At 63.5% G+C, this 23,089-nt stretch carries 21 protein-coding genes and 1 other RNA gene; 9 read left to right on the forward strand and 13 right to left on the reverse strand.

Annotated features, from left to right (window positions below; all coding sequences use genetic code 11):
* Positions 1–113: 113 nt before the first annotated feature.
* Positions 114–1,928 carry an ABC transporter transmembrane domain-containing protein gene (locus DYZ14_RS22930; RefSeq protein ID WP_154722780.1) on the reverse strand — a complete coding sequence of 605 codons (1,815 nt, stop codon included), beginning with the start codon at positions 1,926–1,928 and terminating at the stop codon, positions 114–116.
* A 177-nt stretch (positions 1,929–2,105) separates the two neighbouring features.
* Between DYZ14_RS22930 and rpmE the strand changes: the two genes are divergently transcribed.
* Entirely contained in the window at positions 2,106–2,327 is a 222-nt protein-coding gene (gene rpmE / locus DYZ14_RS22935) for a 50S ribosomal protein L31 (RefSeq protein ID WP_115669696.1), read from the forward strand.
* Between the two features lie 152 nt (positions 2,328–2,479).
* Here rpmE and rcdA read toward each other — a convergent pair whose 3' ends face one another.
* The 3 genes from rcdA to DYZ14_RS22950 form a co-directional block, all read right to left on the reverse strand.
* On the reverse strand, positions 2,480–2,995 hold the full coding sequence (gene rcdA / locus DYZ14_RS22940; protein WP_154722781.1) for a protease adaptor protein RcdA: 516 nt from the start codon (positions 2,993–2,995) through the stop codon (positions 2,480–2,482).
* 365 nt (positions 2,996–3,360) lie between these two features.
* Positions 3,361–3,555, reverse strand: coding sequence for a DUF1192 domain-containing protein (locus DYZ14_RS22945; protein WP_445292615.1), 195 nt, complete (start codon positions 3,553–3,555; stop codon positions 3,361–3,363).
* Positions 3,552–4,856: an MFS transporter gene (locus DYZ14_RS22950; protein ID WP_154722782.1), complete on the reverse strand. Its 1,305-nt coding sequence runs from the start codon at positions 4,854–4,856 to the stop codon at positions 3,552–3,554. Before DYZ14_RS22950 ends, DYZ14_RS22945 begins: the two co-directional genes overlap by 4 nt.
* Positions 4,857–5,034: 178 nt before the next feature.
* Between DYZ14_RS22950 and DYZ14_RS24225 the strand changes: the two genes are divergently transcribed.
* Complete coding sequence (locus DYZ14_RS24225; RefSeq protein ID WP_195950092.1) at positions 5,035–5,190, forward strand: hypothetical protein; 156 nt, start codon at positions 5,035–5,037, stop codon at positions 5,188–5,190.
* Positions 5,191–5,237: 47 nt separating this feature from the next.
* Here DYZ14_RS24225 and DYZ14_RS22955 read toward each other — a convergent pair whose 3' ends face one another.
* From DYZ14_RS22955 to tkt, 6 genes are all read right to left on the reverse strand, one after another.
* Positions 5,238–5,681 (reverse strand): PACE efflux transporter, encoded by a 444-nt coding sequence (locus DYZ14_RS22955; RefSeq protein ID WP_154722783.1) that lies wholly within the window; start codon positions 5,679–5,681, stop codon positions 5,238–5,240.
* A gap of 223 nt (positions 5,682–5,904) precedes the next feature.
* Complete coding sequence (locus DYZ14_RS22960) at positions 5,905–6,801, reverse strand: fructose bisphosphate aldolase (RefSeq protein ID WP_154722784.1); 897 nt, start codon at positions 6,799–6,801, stop codon at positions 5,905–5,907.
* Positions 6,802–7,051: 250 nt separating this feature from the next.
* Complete coding sequence (locus DYZ14_RS22965) at positions 7,052–8,254, reverse strand: phosphoglycerate kinase (RefSeq protein ID WP_154722785.1); 1,203 nt, start codon at positions 8,252–8,254, stop codon at positions 7,052–7,054.
* 87 nt (positions 8,255–8,341) lie between these two features.
* Complete coding sequence (locus DYZ14_RS22970; protein WP_154722786.1) at positions 8,342–10,162, reverse strand: potassium/proton antiporter; 1,821 nt, start codon at positions 10,160–10,162, stop codon at positions 8,342–8,344.
* A 269-nt stretch (positions 10,163–10,431) separates the two neighbouring features.
* The gene (gene gap, locus DYZ14_RS22975; protein ID WP_115669689.1) at positions 10,432–11,442 is read right to left on the reverse strand and encodes a type I glyceraldehyde-3-phosphate dehydrogenase; all 1,011 of its coding nucleotides are present in this window, start codon (positions 11,440–11,442) and stop codon (positions 10,432–10,434) included.
* Positions 11,443–11,526: 84 nt separating this feature from the next.
* Complete coding sequence (tkt, locus tag DYZ14_RS22980; RefSeq protein WP_154722787.1) at positions 11,527–13,509, reverse strand: transketolase; 1,983 nt, start codon at positions 13,507–13,509, stop codon at positions 11,527–11,529.
* A 337-nt stretch (positions 13,510–13,846) separates the two neighbouring features.
* On the opposite strand from tkt, the gene DYZ14_RS22985 reads away from it, so the two are divergent.
* The 4 genes from DYZ14_RS22985 (at position 13,847) to DYZ14_RS23000 (ending at position 15,668) form a co-directional block, all read left to right on the forward strand.
* The gene (locus tag DYZ14_RS22985; protein WP_115669687.1) at positions 13,847–14,119 is read left to right on the forward strand and encodes a DUF4164 domain-containing protein; all 273 of its coding nucleotides are present in this window, start codon (positions 13,847–13,849) and stop codon (positions 14,117–14,119) included.
* Positions 14,120–14,181: 62 nt separating this feature from the next.
* Positions 14,182–14,568, forward strand: coding sequence for a cell division protein ZapA (locus DYZ14_RS22990; RefSeq protein WP_115669686.1), 387 nt, complete (start codon positions 14,182–14,184; stop codon positions 14,566–14,568).
* 92 nt (positions 14,569–14,660) lie between these two features.
* Positions 14,661–14,819, forward strand: a non-coding RNA gene (gene ssrS, locus DYZ14_RS22995) — 6S RNA.
* Between the two features lie 207 nt (positions 14,820–15,026).
* A complete protein-coding gene (locus tag DYZ14_RS23000; RefSeq protein WP_154722788.1) occupies positions 15,027–15,668 on the forward strand; it encodes an FMN-binding negative transcriptional regulator in 642 nt (213 codons plus the stop codon).
* Positions 15,669–15,677: 9 nt separating this feature from the next.
* On the opposite strand, the gene DYZ14_RS23005 is transcribed toward DYZ14_RS23000, so the two are convergent.
* Together DYZ14_RS23005 and DYZ14_RS23010 are read right to left on the reverse strand one after the other, a co-directional pair.
* Positions 15,678–16,922, reverse strand: coding sequence for an SAM-dependent methyltransferase (locus DYZ14_RS23005; protein ID WP_154722789.1), 1,245 nt, complete (start codon positions 16,920–16,922; stop codon positions 15,678–15,680).
* A 168-nt stretch (positions 16,923–17,090) separates the two neighbouring features.
* On the reverse strand, positions 17,091–19,124 hold the full coding sequence (locus tag DYZ14_RS23010; protein ID WP_154722790.1) for a methyl-accepting chemotaxis protein: 2,034 nt from the start codon (positions 19,122–19,124) through the stop codon (positions 17,091–17,093).
* A 176-nt stretch (positions 19,125–19,300) separates the two neighbouring features.
* On the opposite strand from DYZ14_RS23010, the gene DYZ14_RS23015 reads away from it, so the two are divergent.
* The 3 genes from DYZ14_RS23015 (at position 19,301) to DYZ14_RS23025 (ending at position 21,669) form a co-directional block, all read left to right on the forward strand.
* Positions 19,301–19,873 (forward strand): 5-formyltetrahydrofolate cyclo-ligase, encoded by a 573-nt coding sequence (locus DYZ14_RS23015; protein WP_154722791.1) that lies wholly within the window; start codon positions 19,301–19,303, stop codon positions 19,871–19,873.
* 19 nt (positions 19,874–19,892) lie between these two features.
* Positions 19,893–20,717 (forward strand): TIGR00282 family metallophosphoesterase, encoded by an 825-nt coding sequence (locus tag DYZ14_RS23020; protein WP_154722792.1) that lies wholly within the window; start codon positions 19,893–19,895, stop codon positions 20,715–20,717.
* A 115-nt stretch (positions 20,718–20,832) separates the two neighbouring features.
* Positions 20,833–21,669: an MBL fold metallo-hydrolase gene (locus DYZ14_RS23025; protein WP_154722793.1), complete on the forward strand. Its 837-nt coding sequence runs from the start codon at positions 20,833–20,835 to the stop codon at positions 21,667–21,669.
* A 24-nt stretch (positions 21,670–21,693) separates the two neighbouring features.
* On the opposite strand, the gene DYZ14_RS23030 is transcribed toward DYZ14_RS23025, so the two are convergent.
* Complete coding sequence (locus DYZ14_RS23030; RefSeq protein ID WP_154722794.1) at positions 21,694–22,998, reverse strand: GAF domain-containing protein; 1,305 nt, start codon at positions 22,996–22,998, stop codon at positions 21,694–21,696.
* Positions 22,999–23,089 lie beyond the last annotated feature (91 nt).

The raw sequence follows: 23,089 nt of genomic DNA on the forward strand, positions 1-23,089 counted from the left end.
GTGCATGGCTATAACGCGCTGGAGGGCACGTTCCTCGGGGGCTGCCTGTTCTCCGGCCGGATTGCCGGGCGTTCCGTCGGCGCCTGAAGGCCGCCGACGGGTTCCCGGATCGCCTATTCGCTGGCGGGTGCGGTGAAATCGCTGCCGCCGGTCTCGAATTGCAGGCGGGCCAGCTTGGCATAGAGGCCGCCCTCGCGGATCAGGCTGTGATGCGTGCCTTCCTCGGCGATATGACCGTCGTCGAGCACGAGGATACGGTCGGCTTTCAGCACGGTCGCCAGGCGGTGGGCGATCACAATCGTGGTACGGTCCTTCATCAGGCCGTCGAGCGCCTTCTGCACCAGGGTTTCGCTCTCTGCGTCGAGCGCGGAGGTCGCCTCGTCGAGCAGCAGAAGCGGAGCGTTGCGCAGGAGCGCGCGGGCAATCGCGATGCGCTGGCGCTGGCCGCCGGACAGGGTGATGCCGCGTTCGCCGACCTGCGTGTCGAAGCCGTTTTCGAGGCGCTGGATGAACTCGGTCGCCTGGGCTGCCTCCGCCGCCGCCTCGACCATGGCGCGCGTCGCTCCCGTCGAGCCGAAGGCGATGTTGTCGTGGATCGATGCGGCGAAGATCGTGACGTCCTGCGGCACGATGGCGATGCGGGCGCGAACCTTCTCGGGATCGGCATCGCGAATATCGACGTCGTCGATCCGCACGGTTCCGCTGACCGGATCGTAGAAGCGCAGGATCAGGGAGAAGACGGTGCTCTTGCCGGCGCCGGACGGACCGACGATCGCCACCGTTTCGCCTGGCTCGACCCGGAAACTCAGGCCCTTGAGGGCGGACCTGGAAATGCTCGAGGGATAGGCGAAATGCACGTCGGCGAAGCTGACGCGGCCGAGTGGCGGGACGGGCAGTGGCACCGGATTTGCGGGGGCGGCGACCTGAGAGACTTCCTGCAGCAGTTCGCCCAGCCGCTCCGCCGCGCCGGATGCCTGGGAAAGTTCGCCCCAAACCTCGGAAAGCGTTCCCATCGATCCTGCCGCGATCAGCGAATAGAGCAGGAACTGGCCGAGCGTGCCGGCCGAAAGGGTGCCGGCAAGCACGCTCTGGGCACCGAACCACAACACGGCGACAATGCTGCCGAAGACCAGGGTGATCGCCACGCCGGTCAGAAGCGCGCGCGACTTGATCGCGGCGCGTGCCGCTTCATAGGCTTGCTCGACGGCGGCGCCGTAGCGCTCGGTGGCGATGCCCTCCGCGTTGAAGGCCTGGACGGTGCGGGCCGCGCCGATCGTTTCGCCGGCAAAGGCGGAGGCCTCGGCCAGCGTATCCTGCGCGGCGCGCGAGCGGCGGCGCACGGAGCGGCCGAAGGCGACGAGCGGGAAGACGATGATCGGGATGGCGGCGAGCACAAGGATGGAGAGCCGCGGACTGGTGGCGATCATCATCGCCATGGCGCCGAGACAGAGGATGGAGTTGCGCAGCGCCAGCGAGGCGGTCGCGCCGACGGCGGACTTGATCTGCGTCGTGTCGGCGGTCAGCCGCGAGACGATCTCGCCGGACTGGTTGACGTCGAAGAAGGCAGGCGACAGCTTCGTCACATGGGCAAAGACGTCGCGGCGAAGATCCGAGACGACGCGTTCGCCGATGGTGATGACGAAATAGTAGCGCATGGCGCTGGCAAGCGCGAGGATGATGGCCAGAATGGCCATCATGCCGAAATAATTGTTGATGAAGCCGCTGTCCGCGGCGCTGAAGCCGTGGTCGATCATACGCCGGACGGCCAGAGGCAGGGCAAGGGTGGTGGCGGCCGCCAGACCGAGGAAGAAGACGGCGCCGGCGACCAGCTTGCGATAGCGCATGACGTAGGGCAGGAGGCGCGACAGAGGTTTGAGTGAGCGACGCTTCGACTGTTCTGCTTCGGTGGCTGCGGACAATTTTCTCATCTCCCCCCGCTTGCGGGCTTTCGTGTCAGGGCACTTGTTATCCTTGCGCCCTTCATGTATAGGCACCGCATCGAATTGGGAAGCCGTGGCCTGTTCGGACATCGGCTTGGTTTATTGAATAGGTCTCCATGACGCAATCGCGACATTTGGACCCTCCGGCACAGCAGGAAAATCGCAATGAAGGCTGATATCCATCCCGACTACCACGTCATCAAGGTCGTCATGACCGACGGCACCGAGTACGAGACCCGTTCCACCTGGGGTTCGGAAGGCGCTGTCATGAACCTCGAAATCGACCCGCGCTCGCATCCGGCCTGGACCGGCGGCAACCAGCAGATGCTGGATCGCGGCGGCCGCGTTTCGAAGTTCAACAAGCGTTTCGGCGGCCTCGGCCTCTGATCGATCCTCTCGATCGACGTTTTCATCAAAGCCCGGCTCGCCGGGCTTTTTTGTTGCCTGATTTCTGCTTGCAACGCGTCGCCGGCGAACAAAGAAATGCCCGGCAATGCGTTGGCATGCCGGGCGAGTAAGTGCCGGTACGAATAGGGACGTCAGTTGAGATTGAAGGCCGTTCGCAGCAGGTCGAGCTGGGCCTGGACGCTGTTCTCGTTGTCCGGGACGACCGGCGTGTCGGCCGGGCGATAGATTTCGCGGTCGAGCAGGGCGATGCGGTTCTGCAGGCGCAGCGAGCGCTCCACCAAGTCGCGGAAAGCCTCCGGCAGGTCGTTCCAGCCCGGAGCCTGGCGGTCGACGTTGAAGCCGTCGAGACGAACCTTGCTCTTTTCTGAGAGAACCTGGTCACGGCTCATCTCGCCATTGTTGACGGCGCGCTGCAGCAGCAGCCAGGACGCCATCTGCATCAGCCGGGTCGTCAGACGCATCGATTCGGCCGCATAGAGCACCGAGGCCATGCGCGGCAAAACTTTGGCGGCGGAGCGGCCGGGACCATCGAGATAGGCGGCGGTTTCCTCGACAAGGCCCATCCCCTCGGCATACGTCGCCTTGAACTGCGTCGACGCAGCGGCGCGGCCGGCAAAGCTGACAGTGTTCAGTCCGAGTTCAGACATCGGTTCACCCTTGAATTACGCATCACTTTAACTGGGTAACGGCGTGGATGCTGTCTTGTTCCTGCCGCTTTTCATGGCCGTACGATGCTACCAATACCCCAAATGCGCAAGCCGTTTATTAAAGAAGGGTTAATTCCCACAATTTTGAATATAGGAATTAAAACGGCACAAAAAAAGAGCCGCAGAAGCGGCTCTCAAGGTAAAACAGGGAGAAAAACTCAGACCTTCATCACGAGGAGAAACTGCCTGAACCCGGCAGAACCGGATGATTGACAATCGCATAGAAGGCTTAACGGTCGGTAAATGCGAAGCCGAAAATGCGATCTGTTCTCGCAATCGACCGGTTTTTCGCGAGGATACCTTGGCTATACTCTGGGTTTGAAGAAACTGTCGGCGGCTCGTTTTCCCGCTTCCTTGCGCCCACGCTCGGCCTCCAGCCGCTCGATTTCCCCGCGGAGGAGATCGATCCGCGCCAGTAGTTCTTCCGCAGACAGGGCGGAAAGATCGCAGCCGATGTCATGGCCGACCGGCTTTTTCGGCCTTTCCTCGTCGAAGATCATGATTTCCGTTCTCCCGTTGCATGCGATTCGTCCGGATCGGGCGTCTCGGTATGGGGCGGCAGGGGTGCGGCGCGCGGGTCGAGACTGAGGCTTTCCGGGGTGCTCATCGGCGAGGCGGATACCGGCATGTTCGGCACGTTCTCGCGTTCGGCAGCCGGTATGGCGGCACGCAGGCGGCTCCGGTAGAGCGCGTAGGCCGTCAACAAGACGTGGGCGACGGCGGTGACGGCGAAGAGGGCGTGGGGTCCGAGCTCCGTCATCACCGGACCGCCGATTGTCGGGCCGATGATGGTGCCGATTCCGTAAAGCAGAAGGAGGCCGCCGGATACCTGGACGAATTCGTCGGAACTTGCGAAGTCGTTCGCATGGGCAACCGCGATCGGGTAGAGGGCATTGGCGGCGGCGCCATAGATCGCGACGAGGACAATCATCATCATGGCGTCCTGCGGCCGCAGGATAATCAGCAGGAGGGCGGCCAGCGCGGCGATGGCCGAAAGTGCTGCCAGCACGTAGCGCCGATCGATGCGATCGGACGCCTTGCCCGCCGGAAACTGCGCGAGCGCGCCGACGAAGATGGTGATCGACAGCATGATGGCGATCATGTTGGGCGAAAGGCCGGCACGGGCGCCGAACACGGCGCCGAGCGTGCCATAGGCGCCGTTGGCGATGCCGACCATGAGGATGCCGACGAAGGAGACGGGAGAATTGCGGTAGAGGCGCGGCAGGTTGAGGCTGACGGAGGTCAGGGGCTGGGGCGTCGCTGCGGTCGATACCGTGGTCGGCAGCATGGCGAGACAGTAGAGAATGCCGCAGATCATGAACAGGATGGTGGTCGAAGGGTCGACGATACCGACCAGCATCTGGCCGCCGACCACGCCGATCAACGTGACGGAGATATAAAAGGAGAAGATCGTGCCGCGGCTCTCGTTGGTGGCGCGTTCGTTCAGCCAGCTTTCGATGATCATCGAGGTCCCGGCGATGCAGAAGCCGGTAACGGCGCGTAAGGCCACCCACCAGTACTGATCGACCAGGATGCCGCTCAAAAGCGCGATGATGGCAATCAGCGAGATGAAGCTGGAGAAGGCCCGGACATGGCCGACCCGCATGACGAGTTTTGGCGCAATCAGGCAGCCGGCGACGAAACCCGTCGCCCAGGATGTTCCGAGCAGGCCGAGGATCTCGTTGGAATAGCCCTCCGCCGAGCCGCGCACCGGCAAGAGCAGACCGTGCAGGCCGTTCCCGAGGAACAGGAACAGCGTGCCGAGAAGGAGCGCCATGACTGGCAGGAGATTTCTTCGCATGGCCTGGCAATCGAAAGGAGTTGGGGAGGCTGTGGAAACAGGTTCCTGAAACGTCACAGATTAGGGCAAGGTTCCTACCGATCCCTGAATAGACAACGGCCCTTGCGGGAAAACCTTCTGGCGGGCAAAAGTGTCGCCGTTGTGACAAGGGCCGAAACAGGCGTGCCGGGATTTATCCATGACCAAAGTGATCGGCCTTCTCCTCATCCTCGCCATGTTGGTGCAGGTGATCCGGCCGCTCGGATTGCCGGGCCTGAGGAAACGCAGCGATTTCTGGAAGATCGCCGTGATTGCCTTTGTCATCTGGTCGATCACCCTGCTCATCCGTCCGTGACGCCGGGAGGCGCGGCTGGCCGTCGGACGGCTTGGTTCATCTGATCGTCAGTTCGCGACGCGTCCCTGCGGCGCCTGCCATTCCGGGATCGGGAACAGGCGGTCATAGCCCCAGTTGAAGGCGAAAGCGTAGACCATGTAGAAGAGCGCGAACGAGACATCCATCACCACCGCGTGCCACAGGCCGACGCCGAGATACCAGGCGATGAAGGGGGCGAGCACGAGCAGCAGGCCGGCCTCGAACAGCACGGCGTGCAGCACGCGGATGGGAACCGTCTTGAGCGTGCTGCCGGCAAGACGCTGCATCGCGCGGTCGAAGCCGATATTGTAGACGTAGTTCCACAGCATGGCGATCGTCGCGCTGCCGACGCTGACCACGCCGATATCGGAGAGCGGCAAGGAAAAGACAAAGGCGCCAAGAGGCACGACGATGCCGAGGGCGAGGAGTTCGAAGCTGATGGCGTGCCGGATACGGTCGCGGGTCGTACGCATGTCTGGTCTCCCACTGGGATAGGTCGGGTCGTCCCGGTCAAATGCCCATTGTGGGGAGAGGTCGTCCTCAGCAGTCACCAATATAGTCTGCCGATCGTTGAAGGCAAGGGACGCTGCTGGCTGGGCTGCCACGAAGAAGCCCCGCCAGCGTCGCCGACGGGGCTCAAGAAACCGGCATCGAAAGGCGCCGGTCAGGCCGCCTTTTGATGCCTTGCGGACCTGATCAGGCCTTGTTGACGCTTGCGGCGTAGATCTCGTCGATCGTTTCGGCCAGGCTCGCGTTGAAATCGGCATCGCTCATCGTGACGCGCAGGTTTTCCGTCAGCGCGCGTGAGAAGCTGGCGATCATGCCATGATTGTGGCTCAGCTTTTCGCAGGCATCGGCACGGCTGTAGCCGCCGGAAAGGGCGACGACGCGGACGACCGATCTGTGGGCGACCAGAGGCGCGTAGAAATCGGCGTTCGTCGGGATCGTCAATTTCAGCATCACGGTTTCGCCTGCCGGAAGCTTGTCGAGCTGCTGGGCGATCTCGTCGCGCAGAATGGCTTCAGCCTCGACCTTCGTCGGGCTCTTGATCGAGACTTCAGGCTCGATGATCGGCATGAGGCCCTGGCCGATGATCTGGCGCGCGACCTCGAACTGCTGCTTAACGACGGCGGAGATGCCGGCCTTGTCGGCATGCGCGATCACCGAGCGCATCTTCGTTCCGAAAATTCCCTTGTTCCGACCGCGGATCAGGAGGGCGTCCAGGTCGGGCATCGGCTTCATCATCTGAGCGCCGTTCTCTTCGGCGTCGAGGCCCTTGTCGATCTTGAGGAAGGGCACGACGCCACGCTTTTCCCAGAGATAGGACGGAACGGCCTGACCGTCGACGTCGCCGTCCATGGTCCGCTCGAACAGGATGGCGCCGATAACCTTGTCGCCGGTGAAGGCGGGCGCGCTCATGATGCGAACGCGCATGGCGTGCATCAGGCGGAACATCTCCTCGTCACCCTGGTAGTCGGACTCGGATACGCCGTAGAGGCTCAACGCTTTGGGTGTCGAACCGCCGCTCTGATCCAGCGCCGCAATGAAACCAGGCGCCGAGCTGATCTTGTTCAACATCTTCGCGTCCACCATATCTCACTCCTATCCCAAAAAATCGGCGCGGTTCGCGCTCAGCTATGTTCGTTGACTTTGCGACCAGTCGGCAATGCCGAATTGATCAATCCTCGGATATAGATGAGGCGGATAACAGATGTTTAGCGACAGGAAAATGGCGGCTTAAAATGTTGAAACGATTGAAATTGATTTAATCGTTTGAAAGTCTTGGAAATATCCGCCGGTGCGTGACGATGGCGGACCGCGTAGCCCGCCATCGCAAAAGAAATCACTTTTCGGCGATCAGGACGGCCACGCCGGGCAGTTCCTTGCCTTCCATCCATTCGAGGAAGGCGCCACCGGCGGTCGAGACGTAGGAGAAGTCGTCGGCCACGCCGGCATGGTTCAATGCGGAGACGGTGTCGCCGCCGCCGGCAACCGAGACCAGTTTGCCGGCGCGGGTGCGCTCCGCGGCGTGCCGGGCGGCAGCCACGGTGGCGGTGTCGAAGGGGGCGATTTCGAAGGCGCCGAGCGGACCGTTCCACACCAGTGTTTCAGCCTTGGAGATCCAGCCGTTGATCTCCTCGATCGACTTCGGGCCCACGTCGAGAACCATGGCATCGGCCGGAATGGCGTCGATCGCCACGGTCTCGTTGTCGGCGCCGGCCTTGAATTCGCGGGCGATGACGCCGTCGACCGGAAGCACGATGGCGCAGCCGGCGGTTTCGGCATTGGCCATGATCTGCTTGGCGGTCTCGGCAAGATCATGCTCGCACAGCGACTTGCCGACATTGATGCCCTTTGCGGCGAGGAATGTGTTGGCCATGCCGCCGCCGATCACCAGGGCGTCGACCTTCTTCACCAGGTTGGACAGAAGGTCGATCTTGGTCGAGACCTTGGCGCCGCCGACGATGGCGACAACGGGGCGAACCGGCTTGCCGAGGCCCTTTTCCAGCGCTTCGAGTTCGGCCTGCATGGTACGGCCGGCATAGGCCGGCATGTGGTGGGCGAGGCCCTCGGTCGAGGCGTGCGCCCGGTGGGCGGCCGAGAAGGCGTCGTTGACGAAGATGTCGCCGTTCTTCGCGAGCTCCGCGACGAAGCCTGCTTCGTTCTTTTCCTCGCCCTTGTGGAAACGGGTGTTTTCCAGAAGCAGGATGTCACCGTTTTCCATCCTGGCGATGGCTTCGGCGGCGGGCGCTCCGATGCAATCGGAAGCAAAGGCAACCTTGTGGTCCAGCACTTCCTCGACGGACGGCGCAATCAGCGACAGCGACTGGTCGGCGACCGGCTCGCCCTTGGGACGGCCGAAATGGGCGAGAAGGATGACCTTGGCGCCCTTGTCGGACAGCTCCTTGATGGTCGGCGCAACGCGTTCGATGCGGGTCGTGTCGCTGACCTTGCCATCGGAGACCGGGACATTGAGGTCGACGCGCACAAGCACGCGCTTGCCCGCGGTGTCGGTGAGATCGTCGAGTGTCTTGAAAGCCGGCATGAGGATACCCGTCGTTAAGGTGTTGCTGGAATGGGGCTGACGGGGTCGGACCTTACACCGCCTGAACGGCTGCGCAAGGCGACCGGATCATTTTTTGCCTTCGTCGGCCCTGGCGCGTTTCCTGCGCAGATAGTCGCGGAGCGCATGGGCCAGCTCGCGAATGTTGAGGAAGATCGGCAGGTTGGTGGCCGGCGCGACCGGCTCGAGCGATACGCCGACCGAGGCAATATGTCCCGTCTCGTCGAGATCGCGGACGATCAGCACGATTGTCCCGAGGCGCACGCGGTCGGCGTAATCGGCTTGTCCGCCGAGGCGTTGCGAGATCAGCTCGGCCACCGTCTTGGCGCGGTCGGCTTCATTGATCGTGAGAGGCCCATAGGCCTGGTCGAGGTCGTCGACCCGGGTCGAGGGGGCGATGGCGAAGGTGCCGAAGAACTCGCTGTCGTCTTCTTCCACCGGCGCCTTGCTGGCGAACAGGCGGTCGAGCAGCTTGGAATAGCCCGGGGCGATGAACAGGTAGACCTGATCGCTCTCGCGCAGGCGTCCGGCATATTGGTAGCGCATCGACTTGCCGTCGCGGATGACGAGCGACGGCATGGCCCAGCGCGGAATGCGCTCGCCGCGCAGGACCGGGCTGTCGGCGACGACGCGGTAGGCGAGAAGTTCGTGATGGGCGGTCCCCGGCAGGTCGAGTTCCAGCTTGTCGATCGCGCCGATGCGCGGGGGGATGATGAGGCCGAGCTTGCGCGCCACCGGCTTGATGGTCCAGCCCTGGAGGACGAGCGAGATCATCACCACGAGGAAGGCCATGTTGAAGTAGAGCTGGCCGTCCTCGAGCTTGCCGAGGATCGGCAGGATGGCGAGAAGGATCGACACGGCACCGCGCAGGCCGACCCAGGCGATGAAGCCGGTTTCGCGCTGGGTGAAGTCGAAGGGCAGGAGACAGATCCAGACGGCGAGCGGCCGGGCGACAAAGACCAGGAAGAGCCCGAGCAGGATGGCCGGCAGCAGGATCGAGGGAAACTGCGACGGCGTCGCCAGCAGGCCGAGAACAAGGAACATGACGATCTGGGCCAGCCACGTCATGCCGTCCTGGAAGCGCCTGATGGCGCCGCTGGCCGGGATCTTCTGGCTGCCCGCATAGATGCCGGCGACGTAGACCGCGAGGAAGCCGCTGCCGCCGACCGCACCGGTATAGGCGAAGATCAGCATGGCCATGGCCAGCATGAAGATCGGGGCGAGGCCGCGCTCCACCGAGATGCGCTTCAGGATGAAGACGATCAGCGCCCCACCGATCAGGCCGAGACCAAGGCCGAGGCCCATCTGCTCGACGAACAGGCGCAGAAGCTCCATGTCGAAGCCCGAGGCGCCATCGCCGTTCGCCAGCAACTGGACGAGCGCCATGGTCAGGAAGATCGCCATGGGATCGTTGGTGCCGGATTCAACTTCGAGCGTGGAACGAACCCGGTCGCGGATATTGATCCCGCCGATGCGCAGGAGGAAGAATACCGCCGCCGCATCGGTCGAGGCGACGATGGAGCCGAGCAACAGTCCCTCGATCACGGAAAAATCGAGCAGGAGATGGGCCATCAGGCCGAACATGCCGGCGGTGATCAGCACGCCGGCCGTGGCGAGCGTCAGGGCGGGGAATGCCGAGAGCTTGAAGGACTGCAAGGACGTGCCGTAGCCCGAATCGAACAGGATGACGGCCAGCGCGATCGAGCCGAGCGCATAGGCAAAGGCATTGTCGGAGAATTCGATGCCAAGGCCATCGACACCGGTTACCAGGCCGATCACCAGGAACAGAAGAAGCAAGGGGGCGCCGAAGCGAAAGGCGATCAGGCTGGAGAATGCGGCCAGGAGAACGAGCGCCGTAGCGACCAGCGTAATAGCGTAAAATTCGTCCACCCCTTGCCCCTCTCATCAACCGCACCGTCGTCCGGCACGCCTGATCAGGTCATACCACGGGCGCGGCTCGACGCGGTGTCGGCGGTGCTTTTCGTCCCGCGCTCAAGGCCGGTGACGGGGGTGGAATGATCTGGCAGGACTGCCGGAAGACGAGATGAAAAACCAATCGTCTTCAATCGTGATCAGAGTAGGGCGGAACTTAAAAATTTAAAAGGCGGGCCGGAGTTTCCGGTCCGCCTTTTTTAAAGCGAGCGCTAATTCTTATGCGATCAGATGAGCTTGGCCATGGCGACCGCGGTGTCGGACATGCGGTTGGAGAAGCCCCATTCGTTGTCGTACCAGGTCAGGATGCGGACGAAGTTGCCTTCGAGAACCTTGGTCTGGTCGATGGCGAAGATCGACGAATGGCTGTCATGGTTGAAGTCGCGCGAGACCAGCGGCTCTTCGGTGTAGCCGAGGATGCCCTTCAGCGCGCCGTTCGAGGCGGCCTTGATCGCGTCGTTGACTTCCTGAACCGTGGTGTTCCGCTTGGCGACGAACTTGAAGTCGACGACCGAGACGTTCGGGGTCGGCACGCGGATCGAGGTGCCGTCCAGCTTGCCCTTGAGTTCCGGCAGGACCAGGCCGACGGCCTTGGCTGCGCCGGTCGAGGTCGGGATCATCGACAGGGCGGCTGCACGGGCGCGGTAGAGGTCCTTGTGCATGGTGTCGAGGGTCGGCTGGTCGCCGGTGTAGGAGTGGATCGTGGTCATGAAGCCGTGATCGATGCCGATCGCGTCATTGAGGACCTTGACCACCGGCACGAGGCAGTTGGTGGTGCACGATGCGTTGGAGATGACCAGGTGGTCCTTGGTCAGCTTGTCGTGGTTGACGCCGTAGACGACCGTCAGGTCGGCACCGTCGGCCGGTGCCGAGACGATGACGCGCTTGGCGCCAGCCTGAAGGTGCATGGCAGCCTTGTCGCGCGAGGTGAAGATGCCGGTGCATTCCATGGCGATGTCGACGCCCATTTCGCCATGCGGCAGCGTCGACGGATCCTTGATCGCCGTCACCTTGATCGGCTTGCCGCCGGCCACGATGATGGTGTCGCCTTCGACCTTTACGTCGGCCGGGAACTTGCCGTGAATGCTGTCGTAGCGCAGCAGATGGGCATTGGTCTCGACCGGGCCCAGGTCGTTGATGGCGACGACTTCGATGTCGGTACGACCGGATTCGACGATGGCGCGCAGTACGTTGCGGCCGATGCGGCCGAAGCCGTTAATGGCAACTTTCACAGTCATTGGTTCACTCCCGCGTTTCAAATCAGAACTTCAGATTATGGGAAGAATGGGCGTCCGGAAACGCCCATGCGACAATTTGACCTATCAGGCGAGCTTTGCCTCGGCAGCGGCGACGACCGCTTCCGGGGTGATGCCGAAATGCTTGTAGAGTTCCTTGGCAGGGGCGGATGCGCCGAAGGACGTCATGCCGATGAAGGTGCCGTTCGAGCCGATGAAGCTATCCCAGCCCTGACGGATGCCGGCTTCGACGGCGATATTGACGGTAGCGGAACCGATCATCGCCTGGCGATAGGCTTCCGGCTGCTCGAAGAACAGTTCGAAGCAGGGAACGGAAACGACTCGGGCGGAAACGCCCTTCTGGGCCAGCATCTGCTGGGCCTTCAGCGCGATCTCGACTTCCGAACCGGAGGCGAAGATCGACACCTTGGCGTCGCTGGCCGAGACCAGTTCATAGGCGCCGAAGCTGCAGAGGTTTTTCTCTTCATAGTCGGTGCGCGCGGCCACCAGGTTCTGGCGGGTCAAGGCAAGGCCCGACGGACGATGCTTGTTTTCCAGAGCGATCTGCCAGCACTCGACCGTCTCGGTCGCGTCGGCCGGACGGAACATCAGGAGGTTCGGGATGGCACGAAGGGCTGCCATGTGCTCGACCGGCTGGTGGGTCGGGCCGTCTTCGCCAAGGCCGATCGAGTCATGCGTCAGCACGTGGATGACGCGGATGCCCATCAGCGCGGCGAGGCGGATCGACGGACGGCAATAGTCCGAGAAGATCAGGAAGCCGCCGGAATAGGGGATCAGGCCGCCATGCAGCGCGATCCCGTTCATGGCGGCGGCCATGCCGTGCTCGCGGATGCCGTAGTGGATGTAACGGCCGGAGAAATCGTCCGGGGTGATCGACTTGGTCTGGCTCGTCTTGGTGTTGTTGGAGCCGGTCAGGTCGGCCGAGCCGCCGAGCGTCTCGGTCAGAACACCGTTGATGACTTCCAGCGCATCCTCGGAGGCCTTGCGGGTGGCGACCGTCGGCTTTCCTTCGGCGAGCTTCTTCTTGTAGGAGTCGACGGCGGCGGCGAAATTGCCCGGCAGGTCGCCGGCGAAGCGGCGGGTGAATTCGGCCTTCTTCTCGGCCGGGCTGGCGGCGAGGCGGGCTTCCCAGTCCATGCGCGTCTTGGTCGAGCGCAGGCCGGCAAGCCGCCAGGCGTCGAGCACGTCGGCGGGAACCACGAAGGCTTCCTCGGCCCAGCCGAGCGCCTTGCGGGTGGCGGCAATCTCGTCGGCGCCGAGCGGCGAGCCGTGCACCTTGTGGGTGCCGGCCTTGTTCGGCGAACCGAAGCCGATGACCGTCTTGCAGGCGATCAGGGTCGGCTTGTCGGAGGTCTTGGCGGTCTCGATGGCAGCCGCGATCGCTTCCGGATCATGACCGTCGACGGCCAGCGTGTTCCAGCCGGAGGCCTTGAAGCGGGCATGCTGGTCGGTCGAGTCGGCGAGCGAAACCGCGCCGTCGATCGAGATGCCGTTGTCGTCCCAAAGCACGATCAGCTTGTTGAGCTTCAGGTGGCCGGCAAGCGAGATCGCCTCCTGGCTGATACCTTCCATGAGGCAGCCGTCGCCGACCAGCGCATAGGTATGGTGGCTCATCAGTTCCGAGCCGAACTCGTTTGCGAGCTTGCGCTCGGCGATCGCCATGCCGACGGCATTGGCAATGCCCTGGCCGAGCGGGCCGGTGGTGGTCTCTATGCCGGAGGCGTGGCCATATTCCGGATGGCCGGCCGTCTTGGCGCCCATCTGGCGGAACTGCTTGATGTCCTCGATCGACATGTCCTCGTAGCCCGTCAGGTAGAGCAGGGCATAGATGAGCATGGAGCCGTGGCCGGCGGACAAGACGAAGCGGTCGCGGTCGGGCCAGAGCGGGTTCTTCGGGTCAAAGCTCAAGAACCGGGTGAAGAGAACGGTGGCGACGTCGGCGCAGCCCATCGGCATGCCGGGATGGCCGGAATTGGCTTTTTCCACCGCATCCATGGCGAGGAATCGGATCGCATTGGCCATCCGGTTATGTTTTTCGGGAGAGATCATGGCTGTTCCGCTTGTTCCGGGTCTCAAGGGACGGCGGCACTCGGCACGGTCCGTCTGAAAGCGGCTGATCCATAGCAGGTGGATCGGGCGAGTCAATAAATGCCGGCTGTTCTGACCTTATGTCGCCGGATAATTCATGCTTTTGTCTATTCTGTGTGCACTGCACGCGCGCGCCCGAAAATGGGCATGGCGGCAGCGGTCGTCCACAGCTTAGGCAACCTCCCGAACCCCCGCATTTATTGACGGGTGGCAATCGAGGGGCTTACTGTCCGCCATCAACGCAGCGGTTCTTCCGGGTCGATTCGAACGACCTCCTCTGCAAAGCCGGAACGGAAACATGCCGACAGGGAATTCGGTCGAAGCGGCGCTCGGCGCGCTCAGGCAGGCGATTGCCGGGCTCGAGAACGCCATCGACATGCGCATCGAGGTACAGCGCGAGAGCGGCGAGGTCGAGGGCGAGGTTCGGCGCGTGCATGCCGACCGTTCGCGGCTGGCGCAGGAACTCGACCAGTCGGAATTCCGCGCCAATCGGCTGGAAGAGGTCAATCGCGAGGTTTCGCGGCGGCTGGTGACGGCCATGGAAACGATCCGGGCGGTTCTTGACCGTTAGGAACAGGGCGCTCGGATCAGGGCATTGCGAAGCCGAGCACTCGGCTGCACTTGGGAAGATTGATGGCACAGGTCACGGTTACGATTGACGGGAAAGCCTACCGCATGGCCTGCGAGGAGGGCCAGGAAGGCCATCTGATCGATCTCGCCACGCAGTTCGACCGCTATGTCAGCCATCTGAAGGCCCAGTTCGGCGAGATCGGCGATCTCAGGCTGACGGTGATGTCCGGCATCATGGTGATGGACGAGCTTTCGGAGGTCAATCGTCGCGTGGCGGCGATGGAGAAAGAGCTTTCCGCTTTTCGCGAGGGACGCGATGGGGCGCTCGAGGGTGCTCAGCGCCGCGAGGAAATGCTGACGACGGCGCTCGGCGAACTGACCGAGCGGTTGAACGGGATCACCCGCAAGCTGACCGCCAAGCCGGCACCCGCCGCGCGACCGGAGCACTGAGCAGCCGCTATTTCCTCCAATGTGCCAATGCCGATGTGCGAATGATTGATGCGGCCACTGGCGCCCGGCTCGAATTGGACCTATATCTGATCTGCGGTCTGCGCCTCACGACAGGAACCACAATCCCTGGGGCCATACTCGATCCAAAGGGAGCTGTCCCTGACCAGGCCCGTGGGCTTGGACATATGGCGCCCACCTACGTTTGTAGGCACCCAGGATCGTAAAACTCCATCGGTTGCCGTGGATCGCACTTTTTCTTTTCTCGCAAAGATCTGACGGCTTGCGGACAATTGCGCCTGCACGCAGCCGTTTCGCCGCAGTTCGACGCTGAAGGCAATGACCAGGCGTCTTGAGCCCGCCCTTGCAAGCGCCGCCGCAGACCGGCCGGGGATTGACGGGGGAAACCCTGCCGCGTCAAATGCCGGCGAACCACAGGCATTCAAGGACCGACCCTTTTCATGTACCAGCCGCCACATTTTCGCGAGGAGCGCCTCGACGTCCAGCACGCCCTGATCCGCAACCACCCGCTCGGGCTGCTGATCTCGTCCGGCGAAGACGGGCTGATGGCCAATCCGATCCCGTTCCGGCTGGCGAAGGAGAGCCATGGGCTGGGCACGCTGCAGGCGCATATGGCCAGGGCCAATCCGCAATGGCGGGCGCTGGCAAAAGGCGCGGAGGCGCTGATCGTCTTCCAGGGCGCCGATCACTATATCACTCCGTCCTGGTACGAGACCAAGCGCGAGACAGGAAAGGTTGTGCCCACATGGAACTACGCCATCGTCCAGGTGCGAGGCAGGGTCCGGGTGATCGAGGACAGCCAGTGGATCCGGGCGCAGGTCGACCGGCTGACCGACGGCCATGAGGCCAAGCGCATGATACCCTGGGCCGTCGGCGATGCACCGGACGAGTTCATCACCGCGCAGTTGAAGGGCATTGTCGGCATCGAGGTCGAGATCACCGCGATCGACGGCAAGTGGAAGGTCAGCCAGAACCGGGGCGAGCCGGATCGCCGGGGTGTTGCCGAGGGGCTTTCGGGTGCGGCGAGCGAGGAGGCCGGTGCGATGGCGGAACTGGTCAGGACCTATGGCGGGCTCGACTAGTCTCTTGCCTCAGACGTCGATCCCCAACTCCTTTTCCCGCGCGATATAGGCGCGTTGGCCATCCGTCACGTAGTCGCGCACGATCGGGGCCGCATCGCGCTTGCGCGACAATTGCAGGTGGAAGACCATCTGGCTGCCGGTGCGGAACGCCATCTCGCAACTGATCAGGTAGAATTCCCACATGCGGGCGAAACGCTCGTCATACATGGCGACGACCTTGTCGCGGTTTGCCTCGAAGCGCTGGCCCCAGTGCGCCAGCGTCGTCGCGTAGTGAAGGCGCAGCACCTCGATGTCGGTCACCCACAGGCTGTTCTGCTCGGTGACGGCGACGACCTCCGACAGGGCCGGCGAATAGCCTCCGGGGAAAATGTACTTGCGTAGCCAGGGGCTGGTCATGCCCGGCGGGCTCATGTGGCCGATCGAGTGGATGACGGCGAGGCCGTCATCCGGCATCAGCGCATTCAGTTTCTTGAAGAATTCGTCGTAGTGCCGCACGCCGACATGCTCGAACATGCCGACCGAGACGATGCGGTCGAAGCTCTCCTTCACATCGCGGTAGTCCTTGAGCTCGAACCGAACCCGATCGGCAAGGCCGGCAGCTTCGGCGCGGCGGGTTGCCAGCGCATGCTGTTCCTTCGACAATGTCACCCCGAGTACTTCGACATTTTCCAGCTGGGCGAGGTAAAGCGCCAGGTCGCCCCAGCCGCAACCGATGTCGAGAACCTTCATGCCCGGCTTGAGGTTCAGCTTGACGGCCAGGAGCCTGAGCTTGTTGCGTTGTGCCTGTTCCAGCGTTTCGCCCTCCTCGCGGAAATAGGCGCAGGAATAGAGCATGTGGTCGTCGAGGAAGAGCTTGTAGAAATCGTTGCCGAGATCGTAATGGTGCGCGACGTGGCGCTGGGCCTCGCCCTTGCGGTTCGACTGCATGCTCTTGCGAAAGCGCATCTTGATGGCCCGCAGCACCTTCTGGACCGGATAGGAACCGAGGGACAGGCGGTTGACCGAGAACAGCCTGAGGAAGTCGCGCAGGGTCGAGCCTTCCTCGAAACGCATGGTGCCGTCCATATAGGCCTCGCCGGCGGCCAGTTCCGCCTTGAACACCAGCGATCGATAGAGCTTGGGGTCGGTCAGCCGCATGGTCACCTGCGGTCCAGGTTCCCGGCCACCGAACACGTGCCGTTTCCCCTCGGCATCGATAACCGTCAGCTGGCCTTTGCGGATGAAGGACTTGAGCATATGCGACAGCAGAAACATGCGCACCTCATGGCGTTATCACCGATCAGGCGGCCAGTTTAGCGCAAATGTGCGGTACCGTACCTGTTAAAAAATCCAAGGGAAACTGCGTGCCGAACGCAAGACGCCGACGCATCCCGGGGGAGGCGTCGGCGTTCGCTTCACTGCTGGCCCGGCATGGCCGGTCGATCAGAATTCTTCCCAGTCCGATGCCGCCGTTGCCGCATTCGCGCCGCCGGAGGAAAAGGCCTTGGTCAGACTGCCCATCATGTTGCGGGCCGGCGAGGGGACGGCGCGTGCGCCATTCCCGGCCGGACGGAGCGCGGCCGGTGCCGCATGAGCGGCGGTGCGTGCGGCCGGCCTGCTCGACTGAACGGGCGGCTGAACGACAGGCGCAGCGCCCGTGCCGGAGGTGCGGAACTGGCCCACGAGGCCTGAAAGAGCCGTCGCGCTGTCGGCAAGACGGTGGGTGACCGCGGTCGTCTCCTCGACCATTGCCGCGTTCTTCTGGGTGAACTGGTCCATCTGGTTCATCGAGGTGTTGATCTCCTGCAGCCCGGCCGACTGTTCGCGCGCCGCCGTGGCGATCGCCGCGATGTAGTCGTTGATCTGCGCGACCTGCTGGGCGATCTCTCCCAGCGCCGTGCCGGTCTTGCGCACCAGCGTCACGCCGCCGGCAACCTCGTCGCCTGACTTGGTGATCAGCGCCTTGATGTCCTTGGCCGCATTGGCCGAGCGCTGGGCGAGTTCACGCACCTCCTGGGCGACGACGGCAAAACCCTTGCCGGCCTCGCCGGCGCGTGCCGCCTCGACACCGGCATTGAGCGCCAGGAGGTTGGTCTGGAAGGCGATTTCGTCGATGACGTTGATGATCTTCGAGATTTCGGCGGAAGCTGCCTCGATGCGCCCCATGGCTTCGACCGCCTGGGAGACGACCTGGCTTGACGTCTCGGTGCTCTGGCGGGTCGACTTCGTCAGTACGGCGGCCTCGTCGGCCTTGGCGGAGGCGCTGCGGACGGTTGCCGTGATCTCGTCCAGGGCGGCCGAGGTTTCCTCGAGCGAGGCTGCCTGCTGTTCGGTGCGCTTCGACAGGTCTTCGCTGGCGGAGCGCATTTCGCCGGAGCTTGCCTCGATGCCGTGCGTTTCGGTGCGCAACTGGGCAAGCGTGCCGTTGAGCTTCTCGACGGAGTGGTTGAAGTCGGTGCGCAGTCGGTCGAGGCCACCTTCGAAGGTCTGCTCGAGCCGGACGGTGAGGTCGCCTTCGCTGAGGCGATGGAGGCCGCCCGCAAGAGCGTCGACGGCCTGCTGGACGCCGAGCGCTTCGCGCGCCCTGGCGGCCTCGCGCTCATTGCGTTCCTGCTCGCCGAGCGCGGCGTTTTCCGCCGCCTGGCGTTCGAGTTCGATCTTCTGCAGAGCGCTGTCGCGGAAGACGTCGAGGGCGCGGGCAAGGGCGCCGATCTCATTGCCCATATCCTTGTGCGGCACAGTGGCGTCCAGGCGGCCCGAAGCCATGGCGTCGGCGACCGCCGTCAACTGCGGCAGCGGACCCATGATGCGCCGTGCGATGAAGACGACGAGGGCCGTTGCGACGAGCAGGACGGCGAGGGCGGTGATGCCGATTGCCCAGGCCATCTGATTGGCCATGCCGTCGATCTCGGCGGCGCGCACGCCGGCATAGAGAATGCCGATGACGTCGCCCGCCGGAGAGAAGATCGGCTGATAGATCGTATAATAGGGCACGTCGAGGATGACAGCTTCGCCGCGATAGGTCTGGCCCTTGGTGACGACCGGATAGACTGCGCCTGCCTGGCCGAGGGCCGTTCCAACGGCACGCTTGCCGTCAGGCTTGATGATGTTTGTCGTGCGGCGCCAGAAATCCTTGCTTTCGCCGTCCCAGGCGAAGATCGTCGCGGTCTGGCCGGTCATCCGGCCGACGCTGTCGATCATGTCGTGCGCGGCAAATTCCTTCGGGATGGCCGTGGCGACAATGCGCTCGACATTGCCATCCTTGCCCCAGGTCACCACGGTGCCCGGCAGATCGCGCTCGACGATCGTCGCCGCGGTCCTCAGGCTGGTGTTCTGGCTGGCGATGGCCTGTTCGCCGATGCGGGCGGCAATGTTGCCGGAGATCACCCAGGCGACCGCGCCCAGCGATGCCATCAGAATCAGGATCGTCATGGCGGTGACAGTGCCGACCAGACCGAAGCGGGAGAAGATTTTCATGCACAGAATTCCTTGGTGAGCTTGCTTCGTATTCTATGAGGTGAACGTTAATTCGGCCTTTCCCGATACTCCTGCCGGTTGGTTTTTTTGCACTGCGGAATCTCAGGCCCTCCCGCCGGCCTTGAAACGCCCGGCATCTCGGCTATGGTCGCGCCTATCTCGGGAACACAGCGCGCATGAACATCAAAGACCTGAAGTCCAAATTCCGAAATGAAAGGCTTGCCGCGCGCGATCTCCTGCCGGCCGACACGCGCACCGAATACAGCCTCCTCATGGCCGACCATGGCGGGGATGCGTTCGATTTCGAGCCGGGAACGATCATTTCCGGCTTTCTGCCGATCCGCTCCGAGGCCGATATCCGTCCGCTGATGGCGCGGCTCAAGGCGCGCGGCGCGCGGCTGTGCCTGCCGGTCGTCCAGGACAAGATGACCATCGTCTTTCGCGAACTGGTGACCGGCGCGGAGCTCGTCGATACGGGGTTTGGAACCCGTGGGCCGGGTCCGGATGCTGCCGTCCTCGACCCCGAGATCCTGCTCGTGCCGCTCTCCGCCTTCGACGCCCGGGGTAACCGCATCGGCTACGGTGCCGGCCATTATGACCGGGCGATCACCCGATTGCTGCAAAAAGGCAGGGAACCCAGGCTGATCGGCATTGCATTCGACTGCCAGGAAGTGTCAGAAGTGCCGACGGAACCGCATGACGTCCGGCTGCAGGCCATCCTCACCGAAAGCGGGTTCAGAACATTCTGAAGGCGATTGGACAGGTGGAATGCGGCTTCTTTTTCTCGGAGACATGGTTGGCAAGACGGGGCGTACCGCGGTGTGGGAGCGTCTGCCCGGCCTGATCTCCGACCTGAAGCTCGATTTCGTCATCGTCAACGGCGAGAATGCCGCCGGCGGCTTCGGCATCACCGAGGACATTTATCTGGAAACCATCAATGCCGGCGCCGACGTGGTGACCACCGGCAACCACGTCTGGGACCAGAAGGAGGCAGTTTCCTTCTGCGAGCGCCACGACCAGTTCCTGCGCCCCGCCAACTATCCGGCCGGCACGCCCGGCAAGGGCTCCGGCATCTTCTACGCCCGTAACGGGGCCCGCATTCTCGTCGCCAACATCATGGGCCGGGTGTTCATGCACCCGGAACTCGACGATCCCTTCAAGTCGGCTGAGACCATCCTCGCCGCCTGTCCGCTGAAGGAACAGGCTGACGCGATCGTCTTCGACTTCCATGCCGAGGCGACCAGCGAGAAGCAATGCTTCGGCCATTTCGTCGACGGCCGCGCGAGCTTCGTCGTCGGCACCCACACCCATGTGCCGACCGCCGACCACCAGATCCTCAACGGCGGCACCGCCTACATGTCGGATGCCGGTATGTGCGGCGACTATGATTCCTCGCTCGGCATGGAAAAGGAAGAGCCGCTCAACCGGTTCATTTCCAAGATGCCCAAGGGTCGTTTCGAGGCGGCCCATGGCCCGGCGACGATCTGCGGCGTCGGGGTCGAGATCTCGGATCGCACCGGTCTCGCGGAAAAGATCGCGCCGCTTCGCCTCGGCCCGCGGCTGACGGAAACCGTCCCAGACTTCTGGCGCTAGTCGCAATCGACTGGCGGTCACGCCATTGTGAGGCCAATCACAAGGCTGCCGGCTTTACCGCAGCCGAGCTCTGCCGCATCCTCTACCCCTCCAAACGAGGTGCGGGAGCGGCCGGATGCTGCACAGACTGTCCCTTGCCCTATGCGTCCTTTCAGGTCTTGCGGCGCCGGCCGTCGCGGAGGATGCCCGACCGCCGGTCAGCCAGTGCCAGTTGATCGCGCAGAAGCTTCCGGCCGTCACCTTCGCCGACTACAGGCCTGCCGAGGATGCCGCGACGCGGCTGCAGGCGGCGCTCGACGAGGAGGTGACGATCCGCTTTATCGGGCACTCCACCTTCCAGATCGAAACGCCGGGCGGGATCTCGATCGCCACCGATTTCAACGGCTGGCTCCGCACCGCGCAGCTTCCCGACGTCGTGACGATGAACAAGGCCCATTCCAGCCACTACACTCTGATGCCGGATCCGGGCATTGCCACCGTATTGCATGGATGGAACGACGAACGGCCGGGGGAGAAGGCCGAGCATCGCATCGTCGTCGGCGACGCCTACATCCGCAACGTGCCGACCGATATCCGCAGCTGGGGCGGCGCGTTCGAGGCGAATGGCAATTCGATCTTCATCTTCGAGGTGGCGGGGCTGTGCATCGGCCATCTCGGCCATCTGCATCACGAACTGACCGACGCGCATTTCGCCGAGATCGGACGTCTGGACGTCGTCATGGTGCCGGTCGACGGCGGGCTGACCATGGGTGCACAGAGCATGAGCAATACGATCAAACGCCTGCGCTCCGCGCTCATCCTGCCGATGCACCGGCGCGGCCCGCCGATCGAGACCTTCCTTTCGATGTTCGATCCGAGCTTCGACTGGAAGATCGCCGACACCGCCACGGTCAATGTCTCGGTGCGCAGCCTGCCGCGAAAGCCGCTGATCCTGGTGCTGAACGGGGTATGATACGCCCACCGCGGGGGCGTCCTGCTAGTGACGCGTGAGGCGCAGGTTGCCGTCGATCTCCAGCCCGATCTTGCCGCGCCCGAGGCGAACGAGGCGGACCGGCAGGTCCTTCTCCTCGAGCCTTCGTCGCAGCAGCAGCAGCCGGGTCTCGAGATTGTCCTTGAAGTCCGGCAGCTTGAGGGTGCCGTCGAGCCGGATCTCGCGGTTGGAGAACTCCCGGCGTTCGTTCGCGAGGCATTGCTCGATCATGAAGACGAGGAGACGCCCTGCGACGCCCTTGATGACGTAGTCGCCGTTGACGAAGACGCTGTCGTCGAAGCCGTGATGCACGACGTCGATGAGGGTTTCGCCCGCTGGTGGGTCGGCGGGGCGGGGAGGCGGGGCCTCGTCCTCGACCGACAGCCGTTCGCTCAGCGCCAGTGACGCCGCCGCCTGGCGGGCGATGATGGCCAGCGCCGCTTCGTCATCGCGGCCGAAGGCGAGCCTCCTGGCACTCTCGAAGAACAGCACGCCTTCGACCGTGTCTTGCACCAGCAGGGGCACGGCGATCTGGCTCATGGCCTCGGCCATGCCGGGCAAGGGGATCGAGCGGGTACGGTTCTCGTCCGGCGTCGTTGCGCGGATTGCCGAACCGAAACGGCGGATGCGGCTCATGTCGCTGACTTTGACCACCTTGCCGCTCGCGGCGGCTGCGCCGATCAGGCCTTCGCCCAGCGGTACTTCCGCGCCGATACCGGAGGCCGCGTAGCCGGTGCTGCCGATCGCCACCACCTGGCCCTTGTCAGGATAGCAGTGCAGGAACAGGCCATGGTGGAAGCCCAGACCGTCGCGGATGCCGTTGAGCGTCGCGTCGACAATCCCGTCTGCGTCGCTCTGCGCGGCCACCATGTCGACAATTCGACGGGTGACCTCGAGGCGGTTCCTCTCCGGCTTTCGCACGAGCGGCGTGCCGGTCGGGGAGGGCGTGTCGACGATGTCGAGAACGCGGAAGACGTCGACATGCCGCAACCGCATGACGTCGCCCATGCCTGCCTGCGCGCTGCTCGCCTCGACCTGCAGGGCCAGGCTGTCGAAAAGGGCCCCGCTTTCCATCGAATAGGCAAATCGCAGGTCGAGGCGAAACTGGGCGCCGTTGTGCCCGTCGACCACGAGAAGCGTGGCCTGTGGATTGAGCCGGATATTGGCGGCCGTCTTGGCGAAGAACTGGTTGGACAGGGCGACGTGCTCGTCATCGACGATTGCGACGTGGGACAGGTAGGAAATATTGGGAAGGCCGTGTACCTGGAGCAAATCCGGTGGCACCAGGGATTCCTGTTTCCGGTAATTCATGATTCACTCCCGTGATGACGAAGCGCCGCCTGCCTATGGTCGAGCATGCCGACACGCTGTCGCTGAAGGCGCTGCGCGAGCTCGTGACCGG

This window comes from Ciceribacter sp. T2.26MG-112.2, assembly GCF_900492205.1.
GTDB lineage: Bacteria > Pseudomonadota > Alphaproteobacteria > Rhizobiales > Rhizobiaceae > Allorhizobium > Allorhizobium naphthalenivorans_A.

What these genes read in the sequence shown, in the direction of transcription:
- DYZ14_RS24225 (WP_195950092.1), top strand. Translation starts at nt 5,035, where the DNA reads ATGACCAAAGTGATCGGCCTTCTCCTCATCCTCGCCATGTTGGTGCAG.
- DYZ14_RS22990 (WP_115669686.1), top strand. Translation starts at nt 14,182, where the DNA reads ATGGCACAGGTCACGGTTACGATTGACGGGAAAGCCTACCGCATGGCC.
- DYZ14_RS23015 (WP_154722791.1), top strand. Translation starts at nt 19,301, where the DNA reads ATGAACATCAAAGACCTGAAGTCCAAATTCCGAAATGAAAGGCTTGCC.
- DYZ14_RS22985 (WP_115669687.1), top strand. Translation starts at nt 13,847, where the DNA reads ATGCCGACAGGGAATTCGGTCGAAGCGGCGCTCGGCGCGCTCAGGCAG.
- DYZ14_RS23010 (WP_154722790.1), bottom strand. Translation starts at nt 19,124, where the DNA reads ATGAAAATCTTCTCCCGCTTCGGTCTGGTCGGCACTGTCACCGCCATG.
- rpmE (WP_115669696.1), top strand. Translation starts at nt 2,106, where the DNA reads ATGAAGGCTGATATCCATCCCGACTACCACGTCATCAAGGTCGTCATG.
- DYZ14_RS22950 (WP_154722782.1), bottom strand. Translation starts at nt 4,856, where the DNA reads ATGCGAAGAAATCTCCTGCCAGTCATGGCGCTCCTTCTCGGCACGCTG.
- gap (WP_115669689.1), bottom strand. Translation starts at nt 11,442, where the DNA reads ATGACTGTGAAAGTTGCCATTAACGGCTTCGGCCGCATCGGCCGCAAC.
- rcdA (WP_154722781.1), bottom strand. Translation starts at nt 2,995, where the DNA reads ATGTCTGAACTCGGACTGAACACTGTCAGCTTTGCCGGCCGCGCCGCT.
- tkt (WP_154722787.1), bottom strand. Translation starts at nt 13,509, where the DNA reads ATGATCTCTCCCGAAAAACATAACCGGATGGCCAATGCGATCCGATTC.
- DYZ14_RS23020 (WP_154722792.1), top strand. Translation starts at nt 19,893, where the DNA reads ATGCGGCTTCTTTTTCTCGGAGACATGGTTGGCAAGACGGGGCGTACC.
- DYZ14_RS22955 (WP_154722783.1), bottom strand. Translation starts at nt 5,681, where the DNA reads ATGCGTACGACCCGCGACCGTATCCGGCACGCCATCAGCTTCGAACTC.
- DYZ14_RS23030 (WP_154722794.1), bottom strand. Translation starts at nt 22,998, where the DNA reads ATGAATTACCGGAAACAGGAATCCCTGGTGCCACCGGATTTGCTCCAG.
- DYZ14_RS23000 (WP_154722788.1), top strand. Translation starts at nt 15,027, where the DNA reads ATGTACCAGCCGCCACATTTTCGCGAGGAGCGCCTCGACGTCCAGCAC.
- DYZ14_RS22960 (WP_154722784.1), bottom strand. Translation starts at nt 6,801, where the DNA reads ATGGTGGACGCGAAGATGTTGAACAAGATCAGCTCGGCGCCTGGTTTC.
- DYZ14_RS22945 (WP_445292615.1), bottom strand. Translation starts at nt 3,555, where the DNA reads ATGATCTTCGACGAGGAAAGGCCGAAAAAGCCGGTCGGCCATGACATC.
- DYZ14_RS22930 (WP_154722780.1), bottom strand. Translation starts at nt 1,928, where the DNA reads ATGAGAAAATTGTCCGCAGCCACCGAAGCAGAACAGTCGAAGCGTCGC.
- DYZ14_RS23005 (WP_154722789.1), bottom strand. Translation starts at nt 16,922, where the DNA reads ATGTTTCTGCTGTCGCATATGCTCAAGTCCTTCATCCGCAAAGGCCAG.
- DYZ14_RS23025 (WP_154722793.1), top strand. Translation starts at nt 20,833, where the DNA reads ATGCTGCACAGACTGTCCCTTGCCCTATGCGTCCTTTCAGGTCTTGCG.
- DYZ14_RS22965 (WP_154722785.1), bottom strand. Translation starts at nt 8,254, where the DNA reads ATGCCGGCTTTCAAGACACTCGACGATCTCACCGACACCGCGGGCAAG.